The organism is Nocardia barduliensis (genome assembly GCF_013315795.1).
In the GTDB taxonomy this organism is placed as follows: domain Bacteria; phylum Actinomycetota; class Actinomycetes; order Mycobacteriales; family Mycobacteriaceae; genus Nocardia; species Nocardia barduliensis.
Window position 1 is genome coordinate 1 of sequence record NZ_JABLTE010000120.1, and the last position, 20,693, is coordinate 20,693.

Consider the following 20,693-nt stretch of genomic DNA (forward strand, 5'->3'; position numbering starts at 1 on the left):
CCCCAACTCGCCACACCACACGCCACCAACACCCGCACGCCAAGCCCCGAATTCCACAACTCCACGCCCAGCACCCCCAACCATGACTTCCGAGCGAAATGAGACCGAGCATCCGCCGTCCGCGACCCGGCCCACGTTCACCCGCCGCCCCACCCGCGACAACAAACCAAGCAGCGATCACACAAACCACAAAACGGCCCCGAACACGCCGCAACACAGACCGCCAGCCCACGAACAGGCCGTGCGCTATGTCCTGAGTTCCGCAACTACGCGCCCAGCGCACCCCAACCACGACTTTCGAGCGAAGCGAGACCGAGCATCCGCCGTTCGCGGCCCGGCTCGCGTTTGCGCGGCCGCCGCGTACGCGACGAAGGAGCAAGCGGCGGCCGCGCAAACGCGAGCCACAAGGGGGCCGCGAACCCGCCGCGCCGAAGGCGCGGCCAATCAAACACAGCTATCGTGACGATCATGCTTGCCGAACAGGCCGCCGAGGCGATCGCCGAACGTACGGGAGTGTCACGCCACCGGGTGGCGGTGGTGCTGGGGTCCGGCTGGCAGGACGCGGCCGCGGAGATCGGTGCGCCGCGGGCATCGGTGTCGATGCCGGAGTTGCCCGGCTTCGGGACGCCGACCGCGCAGGGCCATGTCGGCGTGATCCATTCCGTGCGGGTGGACGACAACGACGTGTTGTTGCTGATGGGCCGCCAGCATCTGTACGAGGGCTACCGGCCCGCCGATGTGGTGCACCCGGTGTCGGCGGCGGTGGCGGCGGGCGCGGAGATCGTGGTGCTGACCAACGCCGCGGGCGGTATCCGGTCCGGCCTCCGGGTCGGCGAGCCGGTGCTGATCAGCGACCACCTCAATTTGACCGGTCGCACGCCGCTGGCGGGCGCGACCTTCGTCGACCTGGTCGACGCGTGGGATCCCGAGTTGCGGGCGCTGGCAAGGGAGATCGACCCGAGTCTGAGCGAGGGCGTCTACGCGGGCCTCACCGGACCGCAGTACGAGACTCCCGCCGAGATCCGGATGCTGCGCACGCTCGGCGCGGACCTGGTCGGTATGTCCACGGTGCTGGAAGCCATCGCCTGCCGCGCGCTCGGTGCGCGGCTGCTGGGCATCTCGCTGGTCACCAATCTGGCGGCGGGCGTCACGGGCGCGCATCTGTCCCATGCCGAGGTGCTGGCCGAAGGACACGCCGCGGCTCCGCGTCTCGGCAAATTGCTGCGCGGCGTACTGGAACGGGTGTAGATGCTGCGCTTCGGCACGGCGGGTCTGCGCGGGCCGCTGCGTGACGGCCCGGACGGCATGAACGTCACCACGGTGAGCAGGGCGACCGCCGGGATCGTGGCGTGGCTGCGCGACCGCTGTCTGGGCGGCGGCGCGGTGGTGGTCGGCCGCGACGCCAGGCACGGTTCCGCCGAGTTCGCCGCGGCGACCGCGGAAATCTTCGCGGCGGCCGGTTTTCGGGTGACGCTGCTGCCGCGTCCGCTGCCCACCCCGGTGGTCGCGTACGCGGTGCGCGAGCTGGGCGCGGTCGCGGGCGTGCAGATCACCGCCTCGCACAATCCGGCCTCCGACAACGGCTACAAGGTCTATCTCGACGGCGGGTCGCAGCTGATCGCCCCGGCCGACGCCGAGATCGAGCGTTGCATCGAGGCGGTGACCGAGCCGGTCGACCGTACGCCCGTCGTCCCCTCGGACGACGAGGTGGTGCGGCGTTATGTGCGCCGCGTCGCCGAATTGCCCGCTCGGATCGGCGGACCGGGTGAGCGTGCCGGGATTCGGATCGCGCTCACCCCGCTGCACGGCGTGGGCGGCGAACTCGTGGTCGAAGCGCTCGGCGCGGCGGGTTTCCCCGACGTCCATGTGGTCGCGGAGCAGTTCGAGCCGGACCCCGACTTCCCCACGGTCGCGTTCCCGAACCCGGAGGAACCCGGTGCGGCCGACCTGCTGCTCGCGACGGCCGCCCGGGTCGGCGCCGACGTGGCGATCGCGCTGGACCCGGACGCGGACCGGTGCGCGGTGGGCGTGCCGCGGCGCGAGGGCGGTTGGCGGATGCTGCGCGGCGACGAGACCGGTGTGCTGCTCGGCGACTGCGTGCTGCGTACCGCCCCGGCAGACGCGTTGGTGGCGACGACCATCGTGTCCTCGCGGCTGCTGTCGAAGCTCGCTCCCGCGCGCGGCGGCCGCTACGCGGAGACGCTCACGGGATTCAAGTGGCTTGCCCGCGCGGGCGACGGCTTGGTCTACGCCTACGAGGAGGCCATCGGCCACTGCGTCGATCCGGCGGCGGTGCGGGACAAGGACGGCGTCTCCGCCGCCGTGCTCGTCGCCGACCTGGTGGCCCGGCTGAAGGCGGCGGGCCGCACCTTGGACGACGAACTCGACGACTACGCGGTGCGATTCGGCCTGCACGCGGGCGACCAGGTGGCGCTGCGGCTCGCCTCGGCCGCCGACGCCGCGGCCGTGGTCGATCGGTTGCGGGCGAACCCGCCGGACGAGATCGCGGGCGAGCCGGTGAAGTACACCGATCAACTCCAGGTGCGGGGCCGGATGCGCACGGACGCGCTGATCTTCGAGGGCGGTTCCTCCCGCGTGGTGGTTCGTCCTTCCGGCACCGAGCCGAAGCTCAAGTGCTATCTGGAGGTGGTCGAACCGGTCGGCTCGCACGCCGATCTCCCGGCCGCGCGTGCCGCTGCCCGCGTGCGACTTTCGGCGCTGCGCGACTTCTGTCAGCAGTTCTGACCCGCCCGCACCGGTTCAGCGCGGGCCGAACTGCCGGTCGCCCGCGTCGCCGAGTCCGGGCACGATGTAGGCGTTCTCGTTCAGCTCCGCGTCCACGACAGCCGTGACCAGCCGCACCGGCAGGCCCGAGTCCGTCAGCGCGGCAATGCCTTCCGGCGCCGCGACGACACAGACCGCGGTGATGTCGGTGGCGCCGCGTGCCGCGAGCAGCTGCAATGTGTGACGCATCGAGCCGCCCGTGGCCAGCATCGGGTCCAGCACGAAGACCGGCAGCCCGGCGAGATCGGCGGGCAGTGACTCCATGTAGGGCACCGGCAGGTGGGTCTCCTCGTCGCGGGCCAGGCCGACGAATCCGATCCTGGCGTCGGGGATCAACTCGGCGGCCGCGTCGACCATGCCGAGCCCGGCGCGCAGCACCGGCACCAGCAGCGGCGGCCGGGCCAGCCGGACGCCTTCGGTGGGCGCGACCGGCGTGACGATCGCGAAACGCTCGACCTCCGCGTCGCGCAGCGCCTCGTAGATGAGGATGCGGGTCAGATCACGCAGTGCGGCACGGAAAGCCGGATTCGCCGTTCGCTCGTCGCGCATCGTGGTGAGCAGGGCGGCGGCGAGTGGATGATCCACGGTGTGGGTGCGCATGAGGGAACGATAAGGTCGGCCGCGGGCGCGCCGCCGAACGCCACCGGACTTTTTTTCCGAAGCGGCGGAACCGAACCGGAACCGCGCGCGTCGAACCAAGTGGATGACGTACTCTGCCTGGGAACGACAGATGGGGGAAGCTCTGATGCGAAAGATGTCGGCGGACACCGAGGGCATTGCGGCCTACGGCGCGACCGCCCACGTCATGGCGGGTGAGATGGCGGCGGCGGGAGCGAGCGCCGCGGCGGCGGAGCCCGCGTTGCTGGGCCCGATCATGGGGTTGATCGGCGGTGACTTCATGGCAGCCTACGCCGCGGCGCACGCCGGTCACGTCGCCGCGATCGGCCAGCTGTCGGCGGTGCTGACCAGTATGGGCGGCGCGGCCACCGGCGCGGCCACCGTGCTCACCGAGACCGACGCCGCCCGCGCGGGCGCGCTGCGCAACGCAGCGGGCGAGCTGGAGTGAGCCGGTGATCGACGTCAACGCGCTGGCACAACCCATCCTGGATCTGCTCGCCAGCTTCGGCAGCGGCGTGCTGCCCGCGGGCGGCCCCACCGACGCGCTGCGCAGCACCTCGAGCGTGGTCGACCAGATCCACCAGATGGGCCGCGACAGCATCAACGGAATGAACGCCGCGTGGGACGGCCGCGCCGCCGACGCGGCCACCGCCAAGGCGCTGCGCGTGCAGACTTCGGCGGCCACCATCTCCGATCGCGGCAACGAGATGGCGACGGTCGTCAACCAGGCCGCGGGCGAGGTCGAGACGGGTCAGAAGGATCTCACCGACATCGCGCAGTCCTTCGTGAACACCGCGGCGAGCATGGGCCCGGTCCTGGCGACGCCGGAGGGGCTGACGGTGCTCGTCGGCTCGGCGATCGACCATCTGAACCAGGCACTCAACGTCGTCGGCCGGGTCCAGAACGAATTGCAGACGCACACCGCGTCGATGAACGAGCTGACCCCGCCGCCGACCACCCCGTCGTTGGCCGGTGTGCCCGCTGCCGGTGTGCAGCAGATGACGTCCACCGCATCCGGCGTGCTCAGCAGCGCGGGCTCGCTGCTGAGCACCGCGATGGCCACGCCGCTACAGTCGCAGTCCTCCCGCGGTTCCCGCGGCACGCCGGACACCTCGGGTACGCCCAGGCCGGACACCGGCTCGTCGGGCACGGCCGATGACGGCAAGGGCGTGAAGATCACGCTGCCCGACGGCAGTGTCGTGGAGGCGCCCAACGAGCAGGCCGCCACGGCGGTGCGGTCGGCGATCGGCGCCGTCGGCACCCCCTACGTCTGGGGCGGCAACAACCCGGGTGCGGGACTGGATTGCAGTGGGCTCACCAAGTACGCCTACGGCGAGGCGGGCGTCGACCTGCCCCGGCTCGCGGCCGAGCAGGGCAACGGAGCCACACCGGTGTCGGCCGGCGATCTGATGCCCGGCGACCTCGCGATCTGGGACGGCCACGTGGCCATGGTGATCGGTAACGGGCAGTTGGTCGAGGCGGGTGACCCGGTCCAGATCAGCTCGATTCGAACGGAGAACTCAGGCATGGACTTCTACGGTTTCTACAGGCCGACGGCATGACCCGACCCCAAGTTCCCAATGTCACGGTGGCGGCCAGCAGCAATCGGTCGGGCACGATCTCGGTCCGCGCGACCGATCAGGGCATGCCGGTGGAGATCAAGTTCGAGCGCAGCGAATACCGCTACGGCGCACAGTCGCTCGCGAACGAGATCCTGCGGCTCACCCAGCGCTCCGCCATCGCGGCCCGGGCGCGGCGGCGCGAACTGCTCGCCGAGGCGGGCATGCCATCGGACATCCTCGACCGGCTCGGCCTGCCCACCCGCCAGCAGGCGGTCGACGAGCTGGACCGGATCGATGACGCGGACACGGGACCGACGAGCTGGATGAGGCCGGTATGAGTGCGGAGATGGACGCCCTGGTCGCGTCGGCTACCCAGAAACTGGAGGCGCTGGAGGCCGCGCTCTACGGGTTGAAGCAGGTGCGCGGACGCTTCACCTCCGAGGACGGCGCGGTGAGCGTCGAGGTGAACAGCGACGGCGCGATGGTCGGACTCCAGCTGTCGGAAGCGGTCACGTCGCTGCCGCCCGCCGAGGTCGGACAGTTGATCGTCTGGGCGTGCAGGCAGGCCGCCGAGGACGCCGGCGCACAGCGTTCCAAGGTCGTTGCGACACTGAACGAGTCGTTCGTCCCGGCCGGACAGCCGCCCGCCGGAACGAATGGGGGCGGGCCGGATAGTGCCTGACGCGGAAGGTCGATAGGCTTCCGCACATGGCTTCTGGAGACATCGTCCCGATCGAGCTCGGCCTGACCGACGGCGATCTCGTCACCTTGTGGGCACCGCGCTGGCGAGACGGTGACGACGAGTGGGAGGCGTTCCTCGGTCACGAGGACGCCCTCTACGGTTTCGAGTCCGTTGCGGAGCTGGCCGCGTTCATCCGCACCAACACCGACAACGACCTGATCGACCATCCGGCGTGGAAGGTCGTCGCGGGTCTCTCGGCAGTCGAACTGGAGCCGGAGGAGAATTTCTCCTTCGACCTGGTCGCCGTGCCGGAGCTGGCGGCGGGTGACCCGGATGTGGACACCGTCGCCGAGCTGGAGGACACCCTCGGCATGGTGCGCAACATCGGCGAGGTGTGCGAACTAGAGACGGTGACCAAGTTCTTCGGTTCCCATCCGGTACTCGGCGCGCTGCCCGGCGGCGTGAGCGCGTTCGTCGGCCGCGACGGCGAGGAGCTGTGGGACCAGATCGGCGCCGCCATCGCCAAGGGCTGGGACGACGTCCTGGACGCCATCGACTCCGTCGTGCAGACGCCCGAGGTGGACGCCGAGGCGGTCGCGGTGGCCGAGGCCGAACTGCTGGCGGCCGAGGAGAACGTCGTCGACGCCGACGACGCGGCCGACAGCGACGAGGACGAGGAGTTCGAGCCCGTCGACCTCGACGCGGAGGAAGACGACGAAGAAGAGGACGAGGACGAGTCGTTCTGGCACGAGGTCGGCATCGACCCGGTCAAGATCGTGACGTCCGAGGGCAGCGTCTTCACGCTGCGCTGTTACCTGGACGACGAACCGATCTTCCTCGGTACCAAGGGCGCGATCACGGTCTTCCCCTCCGAGCGCGCGCTGGCCCGCTACCTCGCCGACGATCACGAACACGATATGGCCCGGGTGAGCACGTTCGCCGACGTGCAGACCGCGGCGGTGGACGGTTCGCTGGAGGTCGAGGTCACCGACGAGAACGTGTACGTGCTGCCCGGTCTTGCCGAGGACCTGGCCGAAGGCCCGGAGGCGGTCGACATCGAACAGCTCGACTTGGCGGTCGAGCTGTTCACCGACGCCGCCGACTACGCCGACGACGACACGGTGGAGCAGGCGCTGGCGCAATCCACCCCGCTGGGCTGGTACGTCTCTTATCTGCTCAACCCCGACCCCACCCGGTTGGCGCCGAACCCGCCGTTCACCGCCGAGGCCCAGGCCTGGCGCGAACTGGAGCGCAACCTGGAGTCCCGGCTCGACAAGCAGTAACTAGGGCAGCCGGATCCAGACCTGCTCGGCTTGGCCGAGCAGGCGCTCGTCGGCGCCGTAGACCGCGGTCGAGGCCCAGCATTTGCGGCCCTGCTCGCCGTGGAACTCGCCCACGACCACGCAGCGCTCCCCGACCTCGGGCACCCCGTGCACGGTGGCGGTCATCGAGCCGAGCAGGGCGGGACGTTCGAGCATGCCGGGCAGCGACCAGCCGCCGGGGCAGTCCATCGCGGCCCACAGCAGCGGCGGCCTCAGCGGAACGGTGTCGTCGGGCACCCACGGCGCGGCCACTCGCGCCTCGTCGACTCGTCCCGGTTCGATGCGCAGCCCGTCGGCCCGCCCGCTGCCGCAGACGAAGCAGGACGCGAACATCTCGATGCTCGTATAGGTGGCCGATGCCTCGGCCGCGTCAGCGAGGGGAACGGGACGCGGCGCGTCCCGCGTGAGTTCGCCGCTCTTGGACTCGGCGATCAGCCTGTCACGGTCGTAGAGCCGCTCGTCCCGCACGTCGAGCGGCGTCTCCAGCGGCGGTGGACTGCGCAGGATCACCGTCACCGTCTGCTCGCCGCGCTGCTCGGCGAGCAGACCGGCGACGTAGCCGCCGTTGCCGGAGTCGGGCGGACCGTTGAACCGGCGGGGGATGCGCAAGATCGCCATACTCGCCACGCTAGCGACCCAGTTGCCGCCCGGCTGCCGGAACTTCGCAAGTTCCTTCCCTACCGCAGTGACCCCGCCGGATCGTCGCTACCCGATGAGCACCGCGTAGCCGGGCTTGATGATGTTGTCGATGATCCGCAGCCGCTCGGGGAACGGGATGAACGCCGACTTCATGGCGTTGATGGTGAACCGCTCCAGATCGCTCCAGCCGTAACCGAAGGTCTCGACCAGCTTGAGCATCTCCTGGCTCATGCTGGTGTCGCTCATCAGCCGGTTGTCGGTGTTGACGGTGACCCGGAAGCGCAGCCGGGCCAGCAGGTCGAACGGGTGCTTGTCCAGCGAGGGCACGGCGCCGGTCTGGACGTTCGACGAGGGACACAGCTCCAGCGGGATGCGCATGTCCCGGACATAGTTGGCGACCAGGCCGAGATGGGCGTCCTCCACCGCTCCGGGCACGCTGATGTCGTCGGTGATCCGCACGCCGTGGCCGAGCCGGTCGCATCCGCAGAACGCGAGCGCCTCGTGGATGGACGGCAGACCGAACGCTTCGCCCGCGTGAATGGTGAAGTGCGCGCTGTTCGCGCGCATGTACTCGAACGCGTCCAGGTGCCTGCTCGGCGGGTAGCCCGCCTCCGCGCCCGCGATGTCGAAGCCGCCGACCCCGCGGTCGCGGAAGCGCACCGCCAGTTCCGCGATCTCCCGCGAGCGCGCCGCATGCCGCATCGCGGTGAGCAGGCAGGTCACCACGATGGTGTGGCCTTGCTCCGCGGCGGCCGCCTCGCCCTCGCGGAATCCGGCCAGCGTGTGTTCCACCACCTCGTCCAGCGTCAGGCCGCGCTCCAAGTGCTGTTCGGGGGCGAAACGCACCTCCGCGTACACGACGCCGTCGGCGGCGAGGTCCTCGGCGCATTCGCGGGCGACCCGGTGCAGGCCCTCCGGGGTCTGCATCACGGCGACGGTGTGCGCGAAGGTCTCCAGGTACCGTTCCAGCGACCCGCTGTCGGCGGCGTCGCGGAACCAGGCCGCGAGCGAGGCCTCGTCGGTGGCGGGTAGGTCGTCGTAGCCGCTGTGCGCGGCCAGTTCGAGCACCGTCGCGGGCCGCAGACCACCGTCGAGGTGATCGTGCAGCAGTGCCTTCGGCGCTTGGCGGATCGAGGCGAGAGTGAGAGGCATCGGTCCAGTCATGTATCGACGGTAGCCGCACGGCGCCGAAACGGCAGCCGACTGCGGCCGTGGCAACCCTCTCGTTGCCCCCTGGATGCGGACCGGTCCACAAGCGGACACCGCCCGGACCCACCCGATGCGGCAGCACCCGTCCGGCGCCCGCGCCCACCGCGCCGGCCGCTGAGCATGCGACCGTGAACACGCAGCCCGTCCGTGCCGATCCGACGACCTCCCGTGCGCCGATGCGGTTCGCACTGCCCGCTGCGGGGCCGCACCTCCGCCGACGAAGCGCAACCCGGACCGCAGGTCGGTCAGGACACGATTCGGTCGAGGATCAGTGGGGCGGGCTTGGGCGAGGCGTCGGCTTCGATGGTGACGGCATCGTGCAGGGCCGCCGCTGCGCCGGTGAAGGCGGCGGGGGTGTCGGTGTGCATGGTGAGCAACGGCTGGCCCGCGGTCACGGCATCACCTGGCTTGGCGTGCATCTCGATGCCAGCGCCGAATTGCACCGGATCGCCCTGACGTGCGCGGCCCGCGCCCAAGCGCCAGGCGGCGATACCGACACTCAGCGCGTCGAGCCTGGTCAGCACGCCGTCTGCGGGGGCGCGCACGATCTCGGTGTGTTTCGCGGTGGGCAGCGGCGCGTCCGGGTCGCCACCCTGGGCGCGGACCATCGCGCGCCAGTGGTCCATCGCCCGGCCGTCGGCCAGCGCCTCGGCGGGGTCGGCGTCGAGCCCGGCCAGCGCGACCATCTCGCGAGCCAACGCGATGGTCAGCTCGACCACGTCGGCGGGCCCGCCGCCCGCGAGCACCTCCACCGATTCCGCGACTTCCATGGCATTGCCCGCGGTGCGGCCGAGCGGGGTGTCCATGGCGGTGAGCAGCGCGACCGTCCGGACGCCCGCGTCGTCGCCCAGTTCGACCATCGCGGTCGCCAGCTCACGCGCCCCGTCGAGTGTCTTCAGGAACGCGCCGGAGCCGACCTTGACGTCGAGCAGCAGCGCCGCGGTGCCCTCGGCGATCTTCTTGCTCATGATCGAGCTGGCGATCAGCGGGATCGACTCGACCGTGCCGGTGACGTCGCGCAGGGCGTAGAGCCGCCGATCCGCGGGCGCGAGGTCTGCTCCGGCCGCGCAGATCACCGCGCCGACGGCCGGATCGGTGAGCAGATCGCGCATCCGCGACGCGGGCACGTCCGCCTGCCAGCCGGGAATGGATTCCAGCTTGTCCAGGGTGCCGCCGGTGTGGCCGAGGCCGCGCCCGGACAGTTGGGGCACCGCGGCGCCGCACGCGGCGACCAGCGGCGCGAGCGGCAGCGTGATCTTGTCGCCGACGCCGCCGGTGGAGTGCTTGTCCACGGTCGGGCGCGGCAGGCCGGTGAGGTCCATGCGCCGCCCGGAGGCGATCATCGCGGCGGTCCATCTGGCCGTCTCACGCCGGGTCATCCCCCGCCAGACAATCGCCATGGCCAGCGCGGACATCTGCTCGTCGGCCACCGCGCCGTGGGTGAACCCGTCGACCACCCAGTCGATCTGCGCGTCCGACAGCTCGCCGCCGTCACGCTTGGTGGTGATGATCGAAACCGCGTCCAGTGCCGTCACGGTCGACAGTGTGGCACGGCGACGTGCCCGCGGGTTCTCGCCGATGGGACGCAACCGCGGGATTCGGCTACACCTGTCCGGCGTCCAGATCGTCCGGGCCGAACGCGTCCGGCAGCAGCGTGCGCAACGGCACCGCGCCGGTTTTGTGATCGACCAGCAGATCGGCCCCGCCGTGCTCGTAGAGCAACTGCCGGCAACGACCGCACGGCATCAGAACTTCACCCCGGGAATCGGTCACGGAGACGGCTCGCAGACGTCCTCCGCCACCCGAAATCAAGTTACCGATGAGTACACATTCGGCACACAGGCCCAATCCATATGAGACATTCTCCACATTGCAACCGCTCACAATTCGGCCATCGACACTGAGAGCCGCCGCGCCGACCGGAAACCGCGAGTACGGTGCATAGGCATTCTGCATGACTCGAAAAGCATTGTCGCGCAACAATTTCCAGTCGATTTCCGCCATGGTGAACCCCTCTCGGACCGACCCGATCACGGCCGCGCGAAGGCCACGACGCAACCCCGTACACATCAAGAAAGGTAATCCTAACTCGATTGGATGTCGCGCAACGCACGGTACGCCGAATTAGTTCCGGGATTGCTGGGGGATTAGAGTCCAGAACAGATCGGTTCAGGTTTCCCCTGCGACGGGCCGGAGTACAGCCACCTGGGCATTCGCCCCCAACGCCGTCGGCGTCGGACCTGCAACCGGGGTCCATCAACGACGTTGGAGGCATCGCACTCTATGACCACGATTGAAGCTCCGGCCCCGCCGAAGCGGAAGACGCTGTACCGAGGCGACCCCGGAATGTGGTCGTGGGCGCTGCACCGGATCACCGGCGTCACCATCTTCTTCTTCCTCTTCGTCCACGTGCTGGATACCGCCCTGGTACGCGTGAGCCCGGACACCTACAACGAAGCGATCGAGATCTACAAGACGCCCATCGTGGCGTTGATGGAGATGGGCCTGGTCGTCGTCGTCCTGTTCCACGCGCTCAACGGCGTCCGCGTGATCCTGGTGGACTTCTGGTCCAAGGGCCCGAAGTACCAGCGCCTGATGCTCTGGATCATCCTCGCGATCTGGTTCCTGCTCGCCGTTCCGGCGATCGGGCGCCAGTTCTTCTACCTGTTCACGGAGCACTGAGATGACCGCACCTGTTCTCGGTAAGTCCTACGACCGTCCGGCCAGCCTGGATCTGCCCCGGTCGCCGCGCGCGCGCTCGAACAACAACTTCGAGAAGTACGCCTGGCTGTTCATGCGCTTCTCCGGCCTGCTGCTGATCGTGCTGGTGCTCGGCCACATGACGATCATGCTGCTGCTCGACGGCGGCGTGAAGCGCTTGAACTTCGCCTTCGTCGCCGGTCGCTGGTCCAGCCCGTTCTGGCAGTTCTGGGACCTGAGCATGCTGTGGCTGGCCCAGCTGCACGGCGGCAACGGTCTGCGCACCGTCATCGACGACTACTCCCGCAAGGACTCGACCCGGTTCTGGCTCAAGACCCTGCTGGCCATCTCGATGATCCTGGTCATGAGCGTGGGCACCTACGTCATCTTCACCTTCGACCCCAACATCAGTTAGGAACAGGCCCCCTCGCATGAGTGAGCGCAGCGAACGAACCATCGGGACCGGGGAATCTCGGCCTGTCCAGGAGCACCGCTACGACGTCGTCATCGTCGGCGCGGGTGGCGCGGGCATGCGCGCCGCGATCGAGGCAGGCCCGCGTGCTCGGACGGCGGTGCTGACCAAGCTGTACCCGACCCGCAGCCACACCGGCGCGGCCCAGGGCGGCATGTGCGCCGCGCTGGCCAACGTCGAAGAGGACAACTGGGAATGGCACACCTTCGACACGGTCAAGGGTGGTGACTACCTGGTCGACCAGGACGCCGCGGAGATCATGGCCAAAGAGGCCATCGACGCGGTGCTGGATCTGGAGAAGATGGGCCTGCCGTTCAACCGGACGCCCGAGGGCAAGATCGACCAGCGGCGCTTCGGCGGCCACACCCGCGATCACGGCAAGGCCCCGGTCCGCCGCGCGTGCTACGCCGCCGACCGCACCGGCCACATGATCCTGCAGACGCTGTACCAGAACTGCGTCAAGCACGACGTGGAGTTCTTCAACGAGTTCTACGTGCTCGACCTGGTCCTCACCGAGACCGAGCGCGGCCCGGTGGCCACCGGCGTGGTCGCCTACGAGCTGGCCACCGGCGAACTGCACGTCTTCCACGCCAAGTCGATCGTGTTCGCCACCGGCGGCTCGGGCCGGATGTACAAGACCACCTCGAACGCGCACACGCTGACCGGCGACGGCATGGCGATCGTGTTCCGCAAGGGCCTGCCGCTGGAGGACATGGAGTTCCACCAGTTCCACCCGACAGGTCTGGCCGGGCTCGGCATCCTCATCTCCGAGGCCGTCCGCGGCGAGGGCGGCATCCTGCGCAACGCCGACGGCGAGCGGTTCATGGAGCGCTACGCCCCCACCATCAAGGACCTCGCGCCGCGCGACATCGTCGCCCGGTCGATGGTGCTGGAGGTGCTGGAGGGCCGCGGCGCGGGACCGAACAAGGACTACGTCTACATCGACGTGACCCACCTCGGCGAGGACGTGCTCGAGGAGAAACTGCCCGACATCACCGAGTTCTCCCGCACCTACCTGGGCGTCGACCCGGTGAAGGAACTGGTGCCGGTGTTCCCGACCTGTCACTACGTGATGGGCGGCATCCCCACCCGCATCCGCGGCGAGGTGCTGCGCAACAACAGCGACGTCGTTCCCGGTCTCTACGCCGCAGGCGAGTGCGCGTGCGTCTCGGTGCACGGCGCCAACCGGCTCGGCACCAACTCGCTGCTGGACATCAACGTGTTCGGCCGCCGCGCGGGCATCGCCGCCGCGGAGTACGCGCAGCGCAGCGAGTTCGTCGAGATGCCGGAGAACCCGGCGCAGATGGTGCAGGACTGGCTGGCCCAGCTGCTGAGCGAGCACGGCGACGAGCGGGTGGCCGACATCCGCACCGAGCTGCAGCGGTCGATGGACAACAACGCCTCGGTGTTCCGCACCGAGGACACGCTCAAGCAGGCGCTCACCGACATCCACGCGCTCAAGGAGCGCTACTCCCGGATCACCGTGCAGGACAAGGGCAAGCGCTACAACAGCGACCTGCTCGAGGCCGTCGAGCTCGGCTTCCTGCTCGAGCTGGCCGAGGTCACCGTGGTGGGCGCGCTCAACCGCAAGGAATCGCGCGGCGGCCACGCCCGCGAGGACTACCCGGACCGCGACGACGTGAACTTCATGCGGCACACGATGGCCTACAAGGAGGGCTCGGATCTCCTGTCGGACATCCGCCTGGACTTCAAGCCGGTGGTGCAGACCCGTTACGAGCCGATGGAGCGTAAGTACTGATGACTGCTGTTGCCGAAGCACCCTCTTCGCAGAAGCCCGCTCCGGTCCCCGAGGGCTCGGTGATGATCACCGTCAAGGTGGCCCGGTTCAACCCGGAGGACGACAAGGGCGCGCACTGGGAGTCCTTTCAGGTGCCGGTCCTGCCGACCGACCGCTTCCTGAACGTGCTGATCTACATCAAGTCCTACCTGGACGGCACGCTCACCTTCCGCCGTTCCTGCGCGCACGGCGTGTGCGGTTCGGATGCCATGCGGATCAACGGCGTCAACCGGCTGGCCTGCAAGGTGCTGATGAAGGACATGCTGCCCAAGGGCGGCAAGTCGATCACCGTCACCGTCGAGCCGATCCGCGGCCTGCCCGTGGAGAAGGACCTCGTGGTCGACATGGAGCCGTTCTTCGACGCGTTCCGCGCGGTGAAGCCCTACCTGATGACCTCGGGTAACGAACCCACCCGCGAACGCATCCAGAGCCAGGCCGACCGCGCCCGGTTCGACGACACCACCAAGTGCATCCTGTGCGCCTGCTGCACCACCTCCTGCCCCGTGTACTGGAGCGACGGCAGCTACTTCGGCCCGGCCGCGATCGTGAATGCCCACCGCTTCATCTTCGACAGCCGCGACGAAGGCGCCCGCGAACGCCTCGACATCCTCAACGACGTCGAAGGCGTCTGGCGCTGCCGCACCACCTTCAACTGCACCGACGCCTGCCCCCGCGGCATCGAGGTCACCAAGGCCATCCAGGAAGTCAAGCGAGCACTCCTGTTCACCCGCTGACCTGCCCGGCCCAGCCGTTCACGAAGGCCGCCTCCCTCATCCGAAGGAGGCGGCCTTCGTCGTTTCCACACTCAGCAGTCGAATCCGCCTCGGCTCACCGCAGCGGTGAAGACCAGTACTCGCGTCAGCACACCACCCCGCGGTTCCCCGTGACCATCCATGCCGGATTTGCATCCGAATTCCGGAGAACACCAGAGAGAAACCCATCCGGCACTGCTGTCGCACGGCAGATCAAGGGATCCGGAAAATCAGAGATCTACGGCTTCCGGCTCACCTTTTCGGACGCGACCGCTCTCGACCAGCCACTCCCGCAGCTTTGCGTCATCGATGAGGCCAATCGCGTAGATGAGCCCGCGGTTCTCGCGGTGGCCAGGTGCATCGTGCAGCCGCACCTGCCAGTCGTCGGCGTACTCACGGAGCGCGATGATCATCTCCGCGACCGCCTCCTCGACACTGGCGCCATCCGTACCGAGTGGAAGCCCTCCAAAAAGATCGACCAGCCGCCGTTTTCCGCAACCGTCCTCACGCAGAGCGGACTCGAATCGATTTGCATCAGCGAAAACTCACTTTCTCGGCAACTCTCGCTCTGGGGCGCGGGCCCATCTCTCCCCGGCGATCACGACGTGGTCCAGGAAGCGGAGGCCTACGGTATGGGCGGCTTCGGTGAGCAGGGTTGTGGTGCGGCAATCATCGTGGCTGGGGGTGGGGTCGCCGGAGGGGTGGTTGTGGACGATGGCGAAGGCTCGGCCGTCGTGACGCAGGACGGTGTTCAGGATTTCCCGGACCGGGACGGCCACTTGGTCGATGGCGCCTTCGGCGACAAAGACCTTTTGGCGCAGGCGGTTCTGCGCGTCGCAGACCAGCACGAGGAGGCGCTCGACGCGGGCGCCCGCGAATTGCGGGCGGGCGGCGGCGGCCACGTCGGCGGGGCTGGTCAGCCGGATGGCGGTGTCGGGCCTGCCGCGTGCTCGCGAGCCGAGGTGGAACGCGGCGATGATCGCGGCGGCCTTCGCCGCGCCGATCCCGGCCCTGCGCGACAACTCCTCCGGGCGCGCCGACGCCAGCCCGGCCAGTCCGCCGTGTTCGACCAGCAGTTCCACCGCCAGATCCAGCGCGCTCGCGCCGCGCCTGCCCTGCCGCAACAGCAGGGCGAGCAATTCCGCGTCGCTCAACGCGTGCGGCCCCAGTGCCAGCAAACGCTCACGAGGCCGCTGCGCCACCGGCACGTCGATCAGAGAGACCGCCATGACTCCCACCCCTCGGTCACGCCAACAGTGACCGGGATTCTGCCAGTGACCACCGACAGTTCCAGGCCGTCCGCTACTCCGCGAGCCGCACCGAGCGGCAGTTGGGCCATCAGACCGTCCGCCCGTGGGCGTCGCAAGCTGGTTGTATCCGCGCTCGGAACAGCCCGGGACGCCGACCGGCACTCGCCGGGGCTCCGGCCGCAAGTAGCCGGGCAAGGCACCGGACTCCACCACCCACCGCGCTGTGACCCATATGCTGGCTGATGTGCGGTTCGGTCACCGAGTCGGTCACGAACTGGGGAGTTGATGCGCGATGTGGTACCTGAAGGCGCAATGGCACCACGACTTCGACGACGAGCCGGTCGAGCTGTTCAGCGAAATCGGTGACGACGGCTTCGAGGTGCGCAAGGTCGAGGTGTTCCGCGACGGCCACGGCGACTGGGCCGATGCCGGTCGCGGCACCGGCACGACCGAACTCGGGCAGATTCCGGTGCCGACGCCGGAAGAACTGAATGCCGAGACCGAGTTCACCGCATTGCAGATCGATGCCCGGGAGTTCGAAGAGGTCTGGCTGCGCGCTCTCGCGGAGCAACGGCCCGCCTCGCCCCGCCGGCCCGGCCGCGCCGACGGGTCGCCGACCGCCTAGCGATCCGCCAGCGCGACGTCAGGTAGCTCGGCGAACGCCTTCGCGGCGAGCCTTTCCAGGTTGTGCAGCTGGCGCTCGTGCACGACGATCCGGCGCAGGGCCTCATTGATGGTGGCGTCGCTGGTCGACGTGCCCATGATGGCGGCAGCGGCGGCGAGCAAGTCCTGGTCGAGATCGATCCGCACGGATTTCATGCGCCCTCCTTCGTACTTCGTCATCTTGCGGCATAGCGCCCGCTCATGTCCGGCAAATCGCGAACCCGGGCTTGCATAAATACCCTACGGGGGTATAGTTCCAGCCATGGAACACCGGCACGACCACTCGGGCGAGCACACCTCGCACACAGCGCAGGCGACGCACAGCGCTGCGCAGCACAGCACTCACCACGCCCCGGCTACCTGGCGTATGGCGGCCGTGGCGACGCTGCACTGCCTCACCGGCTGTGCCATCGGCGAGGTCCTCGGCATGGTGATCGGCACCGCGCTGGGCTGGAACAACACCTCGACGATGGTGCTGGCCATCGTGCTCGCGTTCCTGTTCGGCTACGCGTTCACCATGCGCGGCGTGCTGCGGGCGGGCCTGCCGCTGGCCGCCGCCGTCAGCACGGCCCTGGCCGCCGACACCGTGTCCATCACGGTCATGGAGATCGTGGACAACGCCGTGATCCTGGCCGTCCCCGGCGCGATGGACGCCCACCTGGACAGCGCGCTGTTCTGGGCCACCCTCGCCTTCGCCTTCGCGGTGGCGTTCGTGGCGACCACGCCGGTCAACAAGTGGCTGATCGGGCGCGGCAAAGGCCACGCGGTGGTGCATTCGCTGCACGGCGCGCACTGATCGGCAGGCCGCGCGATTTGCGATTCCTACTGTCGCGAATACCCGTCGAAGCCCGTTCAGCTAGGCAGATTGCTCAGCTGAACGGGCTTTTGTTGTCGCCGGGTTCCGGCGGTGCTTGCATCGAGATATGTTCAGCGAGGCGCAGCTGTACTCGCCGGTGACCCGCACCGGCGATGGCGACGTGACCGTGCACCTGAGCGACGAGCACCCCGGCGTGCACGACCCCGACTACCGAGCCCGGCGCAACGCGATCGCGGCGTTGGCGCTGGACTACGCACCGGGAAAGCCGCTGCCCCGGATCGCCTACACCGACGAAGAGCAGCAGGTATGGCGGATCGTGTCGGCCGAACTCGCCCGGAAACATCGCGCCTATGCCAGCGCGGAGGTGCTCGCGGCCGCCGAGGCGCTGGCGTTGCCCACCGATCACATCCCGCAACTGGACGAGGTGTCCGCGGCCCTGGCACCACTGACCGGATTCCGCTACGCACCAGCCGCGGGCCTGGTGCCGCTACGGCAGTTCTTCGGCTCCTTCGCCGACCGCGTCTTCCATTCCACGCAGTACATCCGGCACCATTCCGCGCCGTTGTACACCCCCGAGCCGGACGCCATCCACGAGATCATCGGGCATGCCAACCAGATCGCCAGCCCCCGCTTCGCGGCCATCTACACGACGGTCGGCGCGGCGGTCGCGCGGCTGAGCACCGACCGCGCACTGAAGTTCCTGGCCGACGTCTTCTGGTTCTCGATGGAGTTCGGCGTCGTCCGGGAACGCGGCGAGGTCCGGTGCTACGGTGCGGGCCTGCTGTCGTCCTACGGTGAGATCGAGGAGTTCCGGCACGCCGAACTGCGTCCGCTCGACATCGCCCAGATGGGCACCGCGACCTACGACATCACCCACTACCAGCCGATTCTCTACTGCGCGGACTCGATCGCCGAAATCGAGGACGTGATCGGCGGCTTCTTCGCGACCATGGACGACGACACCCCGGATCGGTTCCGGCACGCCAGCGCCGCCGGGGTGCAGTAGCGCGAAGATCACGGCTGGATCGGTAGGCCCGTCTCCAGCAAGTCCAATGCGCGCGTGATGTTCTCCACGTTCATCGGCGTGATCGTCGAGATGGCCAAGGCGGCGCCCGCCACCGCGCCCGCCGCCACCCGTACCTCGAAGTCGTCGGCGGAGCGGCCGACATGATCGGCCAGCAGATCCGCGAGCAGATCAATGCTGCGCACGATCTCCAAGCCGATCGCCGACCGCAGCTCCGGCACGTGATACAGCAACGCCTGCCGCTCCTGTTCGAAAGCGAGTTCGGCGGGCGGAAGGGTCGAGAATACTTCGGCGACCGCGCCGCGGAAGGCTTGCAGCGGAGATACCTCGCGCGGCTGTCGTCGCAGGGCCTCGAGCATCAGCGGATCCAGATCGTCGGCGAGCACGAGCTGTTCCTTGGTCGGGAAGTAGCGGAAGAAGGTGCTCGGCGAGACCTCGGCGGCCGCCGCGATCTGCTCGATCGTCGTCTCGTTGTAGCCCTGCTCACGGAACAGCCGGAAAGCCTCGACGCGAATATTCCGACGGGTCCGTTCCTTCTTCCGCTCGCGCAGACCCTGCGCCGTCCCGTTCGCGGGTAACTCAACCGACATGAATCGATTCTGCCGCACCCGGCTCCCGCGTCCTGCCGGGGCGCGTGCGGACGAACGCGGCGGTCAGCACGGCCACCAGCAAGCACGGCGCGGCGCAGGCCCACAGCATCGCGCCCATGCCGCCCAGGAATGCCTCCTGCACTTGCCGCAGCATCGCCGGATCGCCCAGCTGATGGGCTGTGGCGACGCCCGCGTTGACGCCGTCGGCGATCGGATCGCGATTCCACTGCCCGAGTTCGGCCCGGTAGCGCGTGGACAGCACAGTGCCCAGCACCGCGACGCCCACCGTGCCTGCCGCCTGCCGCAACGCCTGTAGCAGCGCGGAACCGGAGCCGGAACGCTCCGCGGTCAGCTCGTCCATCGCCATGCCCATGGCCGCGGGCATCACCAGGCCCATTCCGGCGCCGAGCGACGTCAGCCACAGCGCGGCGAAACCGTAGCCGCTGTCCACGCTGGTGAGAGCTCCCAGCGCGAGTGAACCCGCGAGCAGCGCGAACCCGGCGGTGATCACCACGCGGACCCCCAGCCTGGCCAGCGCCTTGTCCACCAGCCTGCTGCCGACCACGATGCCGCCGATCAGCGGAAGCAGTCGCAGCCCGCTGCCGAGCGCGTCCACGCCGAGCACCGCCTGGAAGTACTGCGGAACGGTGAAGAACATGCCGAACATCGCGAAGTTCACCACGATGGAGAACACCGCGCCGGAACGGAATCCGGGTGCGGCGAACAGCCCCAGATCGATCAGCGGGTGCGCCGCCCTGCGCTGCCAGGCCAGGAATGCGCCGATCAGCAGCACACCGGCCGCGATGATCAGCCAGGCCGGCCCGTCACCCCAGCCCTGTTCGCCGACCCGGATGAAGCCGTAGGTGAGCCCGAGCATGCCCGCGATCGACAGGACGACACCGGGCAGATCAATGCGGAAGCGCTGGGGGCTGCGTGATTCCGGGACCAGCGCCGCGACGGCCAGCGCGCCGATCACCACCATCGGCACATTGATCAGGAACACCGACCCCCACCAGAAGTTGCGCAGCAACCATCCACCGACGATCGGTCCGAGTGGCAGGCCGATCGCGGTCGAGGTGATCCAGATGGTGAGCGCACGCTGCCGCTGCGCCGGCTCGGGAAACATGTCGGGCAGCACCGACATCGACAGCGGGATCATCGCCGCCGCGCCGATCCCGAGCACGACCCGGGCCGTGATCAGCTGTCCGGGCGAGTCGGCCAGGGCGCACGCAACGGAGGCGACGCCGAACAGCACCAGCGCGGCGAGCAGGAACTTCTTGCGGCCGTAGCGGTCACCGAGCGCGCCCGCAGGCAGCATCACGGCGGCCAGCGCCAGCGTGTAGGCGCTGCTGAACCATTGCAGCGCAGCGGTATTCGCGTTCAGGTCGACCGCGAGCGTGGGCAGTGCCACGGTCAGCACGGTGACGTCGAGCCCGATGGTCAGCATCGCCACGGCCAGTGCCCCGAGGGCGAGCCAGCGGCGGGTCGAGTCGTTCTTCATGACTCCTCCGAAATGATAGCTACAACTTTTTGATAGTAACTCCCATTTGAGTGTGAATGTCAATATTCTCTCCGGTGAAATGGGCGCGTGCGCTCGCCCGACCGCTCGCTAGGCTCATCGGCGATGAAGATCACTCGCCGTGCCTTGCTCTGCGCGGGCGTCGTGCTGGCTGTCGCCGCGATCGGAGCGACGGCCGCGCCGTGCCTGGCCGAGCCGGCCACCACCACGCCGTTCACCACGCCGAACACCGACGGCTGCCCGCAGAAGACGTTGCCGCCCGCGCCGATCGATGCCTCCGAGGTGCCCGCGC

Annotated in this window: 24 protein-coding genes and 1 pseudogene; 15 read left to right on the top strand and 10 right to left on the bottom strand. The window is 68.9% G+C overall.

The annotated features are described in order from the left end of the window. Positions 1–468: 468 nt before the first annotated feature. Positions 469–1,248, top strand: coding sequence for a purine-nucleoside phosphorylase (locus HOV91_RS33035; protein ID WP_174189207.1), 780 nt, complete (start codon positions 469–471; stop codon positions 1,246–1,248). Then, a complete protein-coding gene (locus HOV91_RS33040) occupies positions 1,249–2,745 on the top strand; it encodes a phospho-sugar mutase (protein WP_174189185.1) in 1,497 nt (498 codons plus the stop codon). Between the two features lie 15 nt (positions 2,746–2,760). Here HOV91_RS33040 and upp read toward each other — a convergent pair whose 3' ends face one another. Further along, on the bottom strand, positions 2,761–3,384 hold the full coding sequence (upp, locus tag HOV91_RS33045) for a uracil phosphoribosyltransferase (protein ID WP_174189186.1): 624 nt from the start codon (positions 3,382–3,384) through the stop codon (positions 2,761–2,763). Positions 3,385–3,529: 145 nt separating this feature from the next. Between upp and HOV91_RS33050 the strand changes: the two genes are divergently transcribed. From HOV91_RS33050 to HOV91_RS33070, 5 genes are read left to right on the top strand one after another with little or no spacing between them, the layout of a single operon-like run. Beyond that, positions 3,530–3,850 (top strand): type VII secretion target, encoded by a 321-nt coding sequence (locus HOV91_RS33050; protein ID WP_174189187.1) that lies wholly within the window; start codon positions 3,530–3,532, stop codon positions 3,848–3,850. A 4-nt stretch (positions 3,851–3,854) separates the two neighbouring features. Continuing rightward, positions 3,855–4,964, top strand: a complete 1,110-nt coding sequence (locus HOV91_RS33055; protein WP_174189188.1) for a C40 family peptidase — start codon at positions 3,855–3,857, stop codon at positions 4,962–4,964. Continuing rightward, the gene (locus tag HOV91_RS33060; protein ID WP_067803443.1) at positions 4,961–5,302 is read left to right on the top strand and encodes a hypothetical protein; all 342 of its coding nucleotides are present in this window, start codon (positions 4,961–4,963) and stop codon (positions 5,300–5,302) included. Before HOV91_RS33055 ends, HOV91_RS33060 begins: the two co-directional genes overlap by 4 nt. Then, the gene (locus HOV91_RS33065) at positions 5,299–5,646 is read left to right on the top strand and encodes a YbaB/EbfC family nucleoid-associated protein (protein ID WP_174189189.1); all 348 of its coding nucleotides are present in this window, start codon (positions 5,299–5,301) and stop codon (positions 5,644–5,646) included. Before HOV91_RS33060 ends, HOV91_RS33065 begins: the two co-directional genes overlap by 4 nt. A 26-nt stretch (positions 5,647–5,672) precedes the next feature. Next, on the top strand, positions 5,673–6,929 hold the full coding sequence (locus HOV91_RS33070) for a SatS C-terminal domain-containing protein (protein ID WP_174189190.1): 1,257 nt from the start codon (positions 5,673–5,675) through the stop codon (positions 6,927–6,929). Here the strand turns inward: HOV91_RS33070 and HOV91_RS33075 are convergent, their stop codons facing one another. The 4 genes from HOV91_RS33075 to HOV91_RS33090 all read right to left on the bottom strand — a co-directional run bounded on the left by HOV91_RS33075 (position 6,930) and on the right by HOV91_RS33090 (position 10,820). Next, on the bottom strand, positions 6,930–7,586 hold the full coding sequence (locus tag HOV91_RS33075) for a hypothetical protein (protein ID WP_174189191.1): 657 nt from the start codon (positions 7,584–7,586) through the stop codon (positions 6,930–6,932). A gap of 87 nt (positions 7,587–7,673) precedes the next feature. Next, entirely contained in the window at positions 7,674–8,771 is a 1,098-nt protein-coding gene (locus tag HOV91_RS33080; RefSeq protein ID WP_174189192.1) for an adenosine deaminase, read from the bottom strand. A 290-nt stretch (positions 8,772–9,061) separates the two neighbouring features. Beyond that, positions 9,062–10,351 carry a thymidine phosphorylase gene (locus tag HOV91_RS33085; RefSeq protein WP_174189193.1) on the bottom strand — a complete coding sequence of 430 codons (1,290 nt, stop codon included), beginning with the start codon at positions 10,349–10,351 and terminating at the stop codon, positions 9,062–9,064. A gap of 67 nt (positions 10,352–10,418) precedes the next feature. Then, entirely contained in the window at positions 10,419–10,820 is a 402-nt protein-coding gene (locus HOV91_RS33090) for a cytidine deaminase (protein WP_174189194.1), read from the bottom strand. A 279-nt stretch (positions 10,821–11,099) separates the two neighbouring features. On the opposite strand from HOV91_RS33090, the gene sdhC reads away from it, so the two are divergent. From sdhC to HOV91_RS33110, 4 genes are read left to right on the top strand one after another with little or no spacing between them, the layout of a single operon-like run. After that, positions 11,100–11,498 (top strand): succinate dehydrogenase, cytochrome b556 subunit, encoded by a 399-nt coding sequence (gene sdhC / locus HOV91_RS33095; RefSeq protein WP_174189195.1) that lies wholly within the window; start codon positions 11,100–11,102, stop codon positions 11,496–11,498. A gap of 1 nt (position 11,499) precedes the next feature. Continuing rightward, positions 11,500–11,931 (top strand): succinate dehydrogenase hydrophobic membrane anchor subunit, encoded by a 432-nt coding sequence (locus HOV91_RS33100; RefSeq protein WP_174189196.1) that lies wholly within the window; start codon positions 11,500–11,502, stop codon positions 11,929–11,931. Positions 11,932–11,947: 16 nt separating this feature from the next. Further along, positions 11,948–13,747 (top strand): succinate dehydrogenase flavoprotein subunit, encoded by a 1,800-nt coding sequence (gene sdhA / locus HOV91_RS33105; RefSeq protein ID WP_174189197.1) that lies wholly within the window; start codon positions 11,948–11,950, stop codon positions 13,745–13,747. After that, positions 13,747–14,520 (top strand): succinate dehydrogenase iron-sulfur subunit, encoded by a 774-nt coding sequence (locus tag HOV91_RS33110; protein WP_174189198.1) that lies wholly within the window; start codon positions 13,747–13,749, stop codon positions 14,518–14,520. Before sdhA ends, HOV91_RS33110 begins: the two co-directional genes overlap by 1 nt. A gap of 248 nt (positions 14,521–14,768) precedes the next feature. Here HOV91_RS33110 and HOV91_RS33115 read toward each other — a convergent pair whose 3' ends face one another. Both HOV91_RS33115 and radC read right to left on the bottom strand, forming a co-directional pair. After that, on the bottom strand, positions 14,769–14,951 hold the full coding sequence (locus HOV91_RS33115; protein ID WP_174189199.1) for a hypothetical protein: 183 nt from the start codon (positions 14,949–14,951) through the stop codon (positions 14,769–14,771). A 132-nt stretch (positions 14,952–15,083) separates the two neighbouring features. Further along, positions 15,084–15,767 carry a RadC family protein gene (radC, locus tag HOV91_RS33120; protein WP_174189200.1) on the bottom strand — a complete coding sequence of 228 codons (684 nt, stop codon included), beginning with the start codon at positions 15,765–15,767 and terminating at the stop codon, positions 15,084–15,086. A 313-nt stretch (positions 15,768–16,080) separates the two neighbouring features. Between radC and HOV91_RS33125 the strand changes: the two genes are divergently transcribed. Then, positions 16,081–16,413 carry a DUF6881 domain-containing protein gene (locus tag HOV91_RS33125; RefSeq protein ID WP_174189201.1) on the top strand — a complete coding sequence of 111 codons (333 nt, stop codon included), beginning with the start codon at positions 16,081–16,083 and terminating at the stop codon, positions 16,411–16,413. On the opposite strand, the gene HOV91_RS33130 is transcribed toward HOV91_RS33125, so the two are convergent. Beyond that, positions 16,410–16,607 (bottom strand): type II toxin-antitoxin system VapB family antitoxin, encoded by a 198-nt coding sequence (locus HOV91_RS33130; protein WP_174189202.1) that lies wholly within the window; start codon positions 16,605–16,607, stop codon positions 16,410–16,412. The genes HOV91_RS33125 and HOV91_RS33130 overlap by 4 nt on opposite strands. Positions 16,608–16,713: 106 nt before the next feature. Here HOV91_RS33130 and HOV91_RS33135 point away from each other — a divergent pair, with 106 nt between their 5' ends. Continuing rightward, positions 16,714–17,247, top strand: coding sequence for a DUF4396 domain-containing protein (locus HOV91_RS33135; RefSeq protein ID WP_174189203.1), 534 nt, complete (start codon positions 16,714–16,716; stop codon positions 17,245–17,247). Positions 17,248–17,374: 127 nt separating this feature from the next. Further along, positions 17,375–18,274, top strand: coding sequence for a phenylalanine 4-monooxygenase (locus HOV91_RS33140; protein ID WP_174189204.1), 900 nt, complete (start codon positions 17,375–17,377; stop codon positions 18,272–18,274). Positions 18,275–18,282: 8 nt separating this feature from the next. On the opposite strand, the gene HOV91_RS33145 is transcribed toward HOV91_RS33140, so the two are convergent. Further along, the gene (locus HOV91_RS33145; protein ID WP_174189205.1) at positions 18,283–18,882 is read right to left on the bottom strand and encodes an acyl-CoA-like ligand-binding transcription factor; all 600 of its coding nucleotides are present in this window, start codon (positions 18,880–18,882) and stop codon (positions 18,283–18,285) included. Continuing rightward, positions 18,872–20,383 (bottom strand): DHA2 family efflux MFS transporter permease subunit, encoded by a 1,512-nt coding sequence (locus HOV91_RS33150; protein ID WP_174189206.1) that lies wholly within the window; start codon positions 20,381–20,383, stop codon positions 18,872–18,874. The genes HOV91_RS33145 and HOV91_RS33150 overlap by 11 nt, the downstream gene beginning before the upstream one ends. A gap of 123 nt (positions 20,384–20,506) precedes the next feature. Between HOV91_RS33150 and HOV91_RS33155 the strand changes: the two are divergent. After that, positions 20,507–20,693, top strand: a pseudogene (locus tag HOV91_RS33155) (D-alanyl-D-alanine carboxypeptidase family protein); the annotation flags it as partial.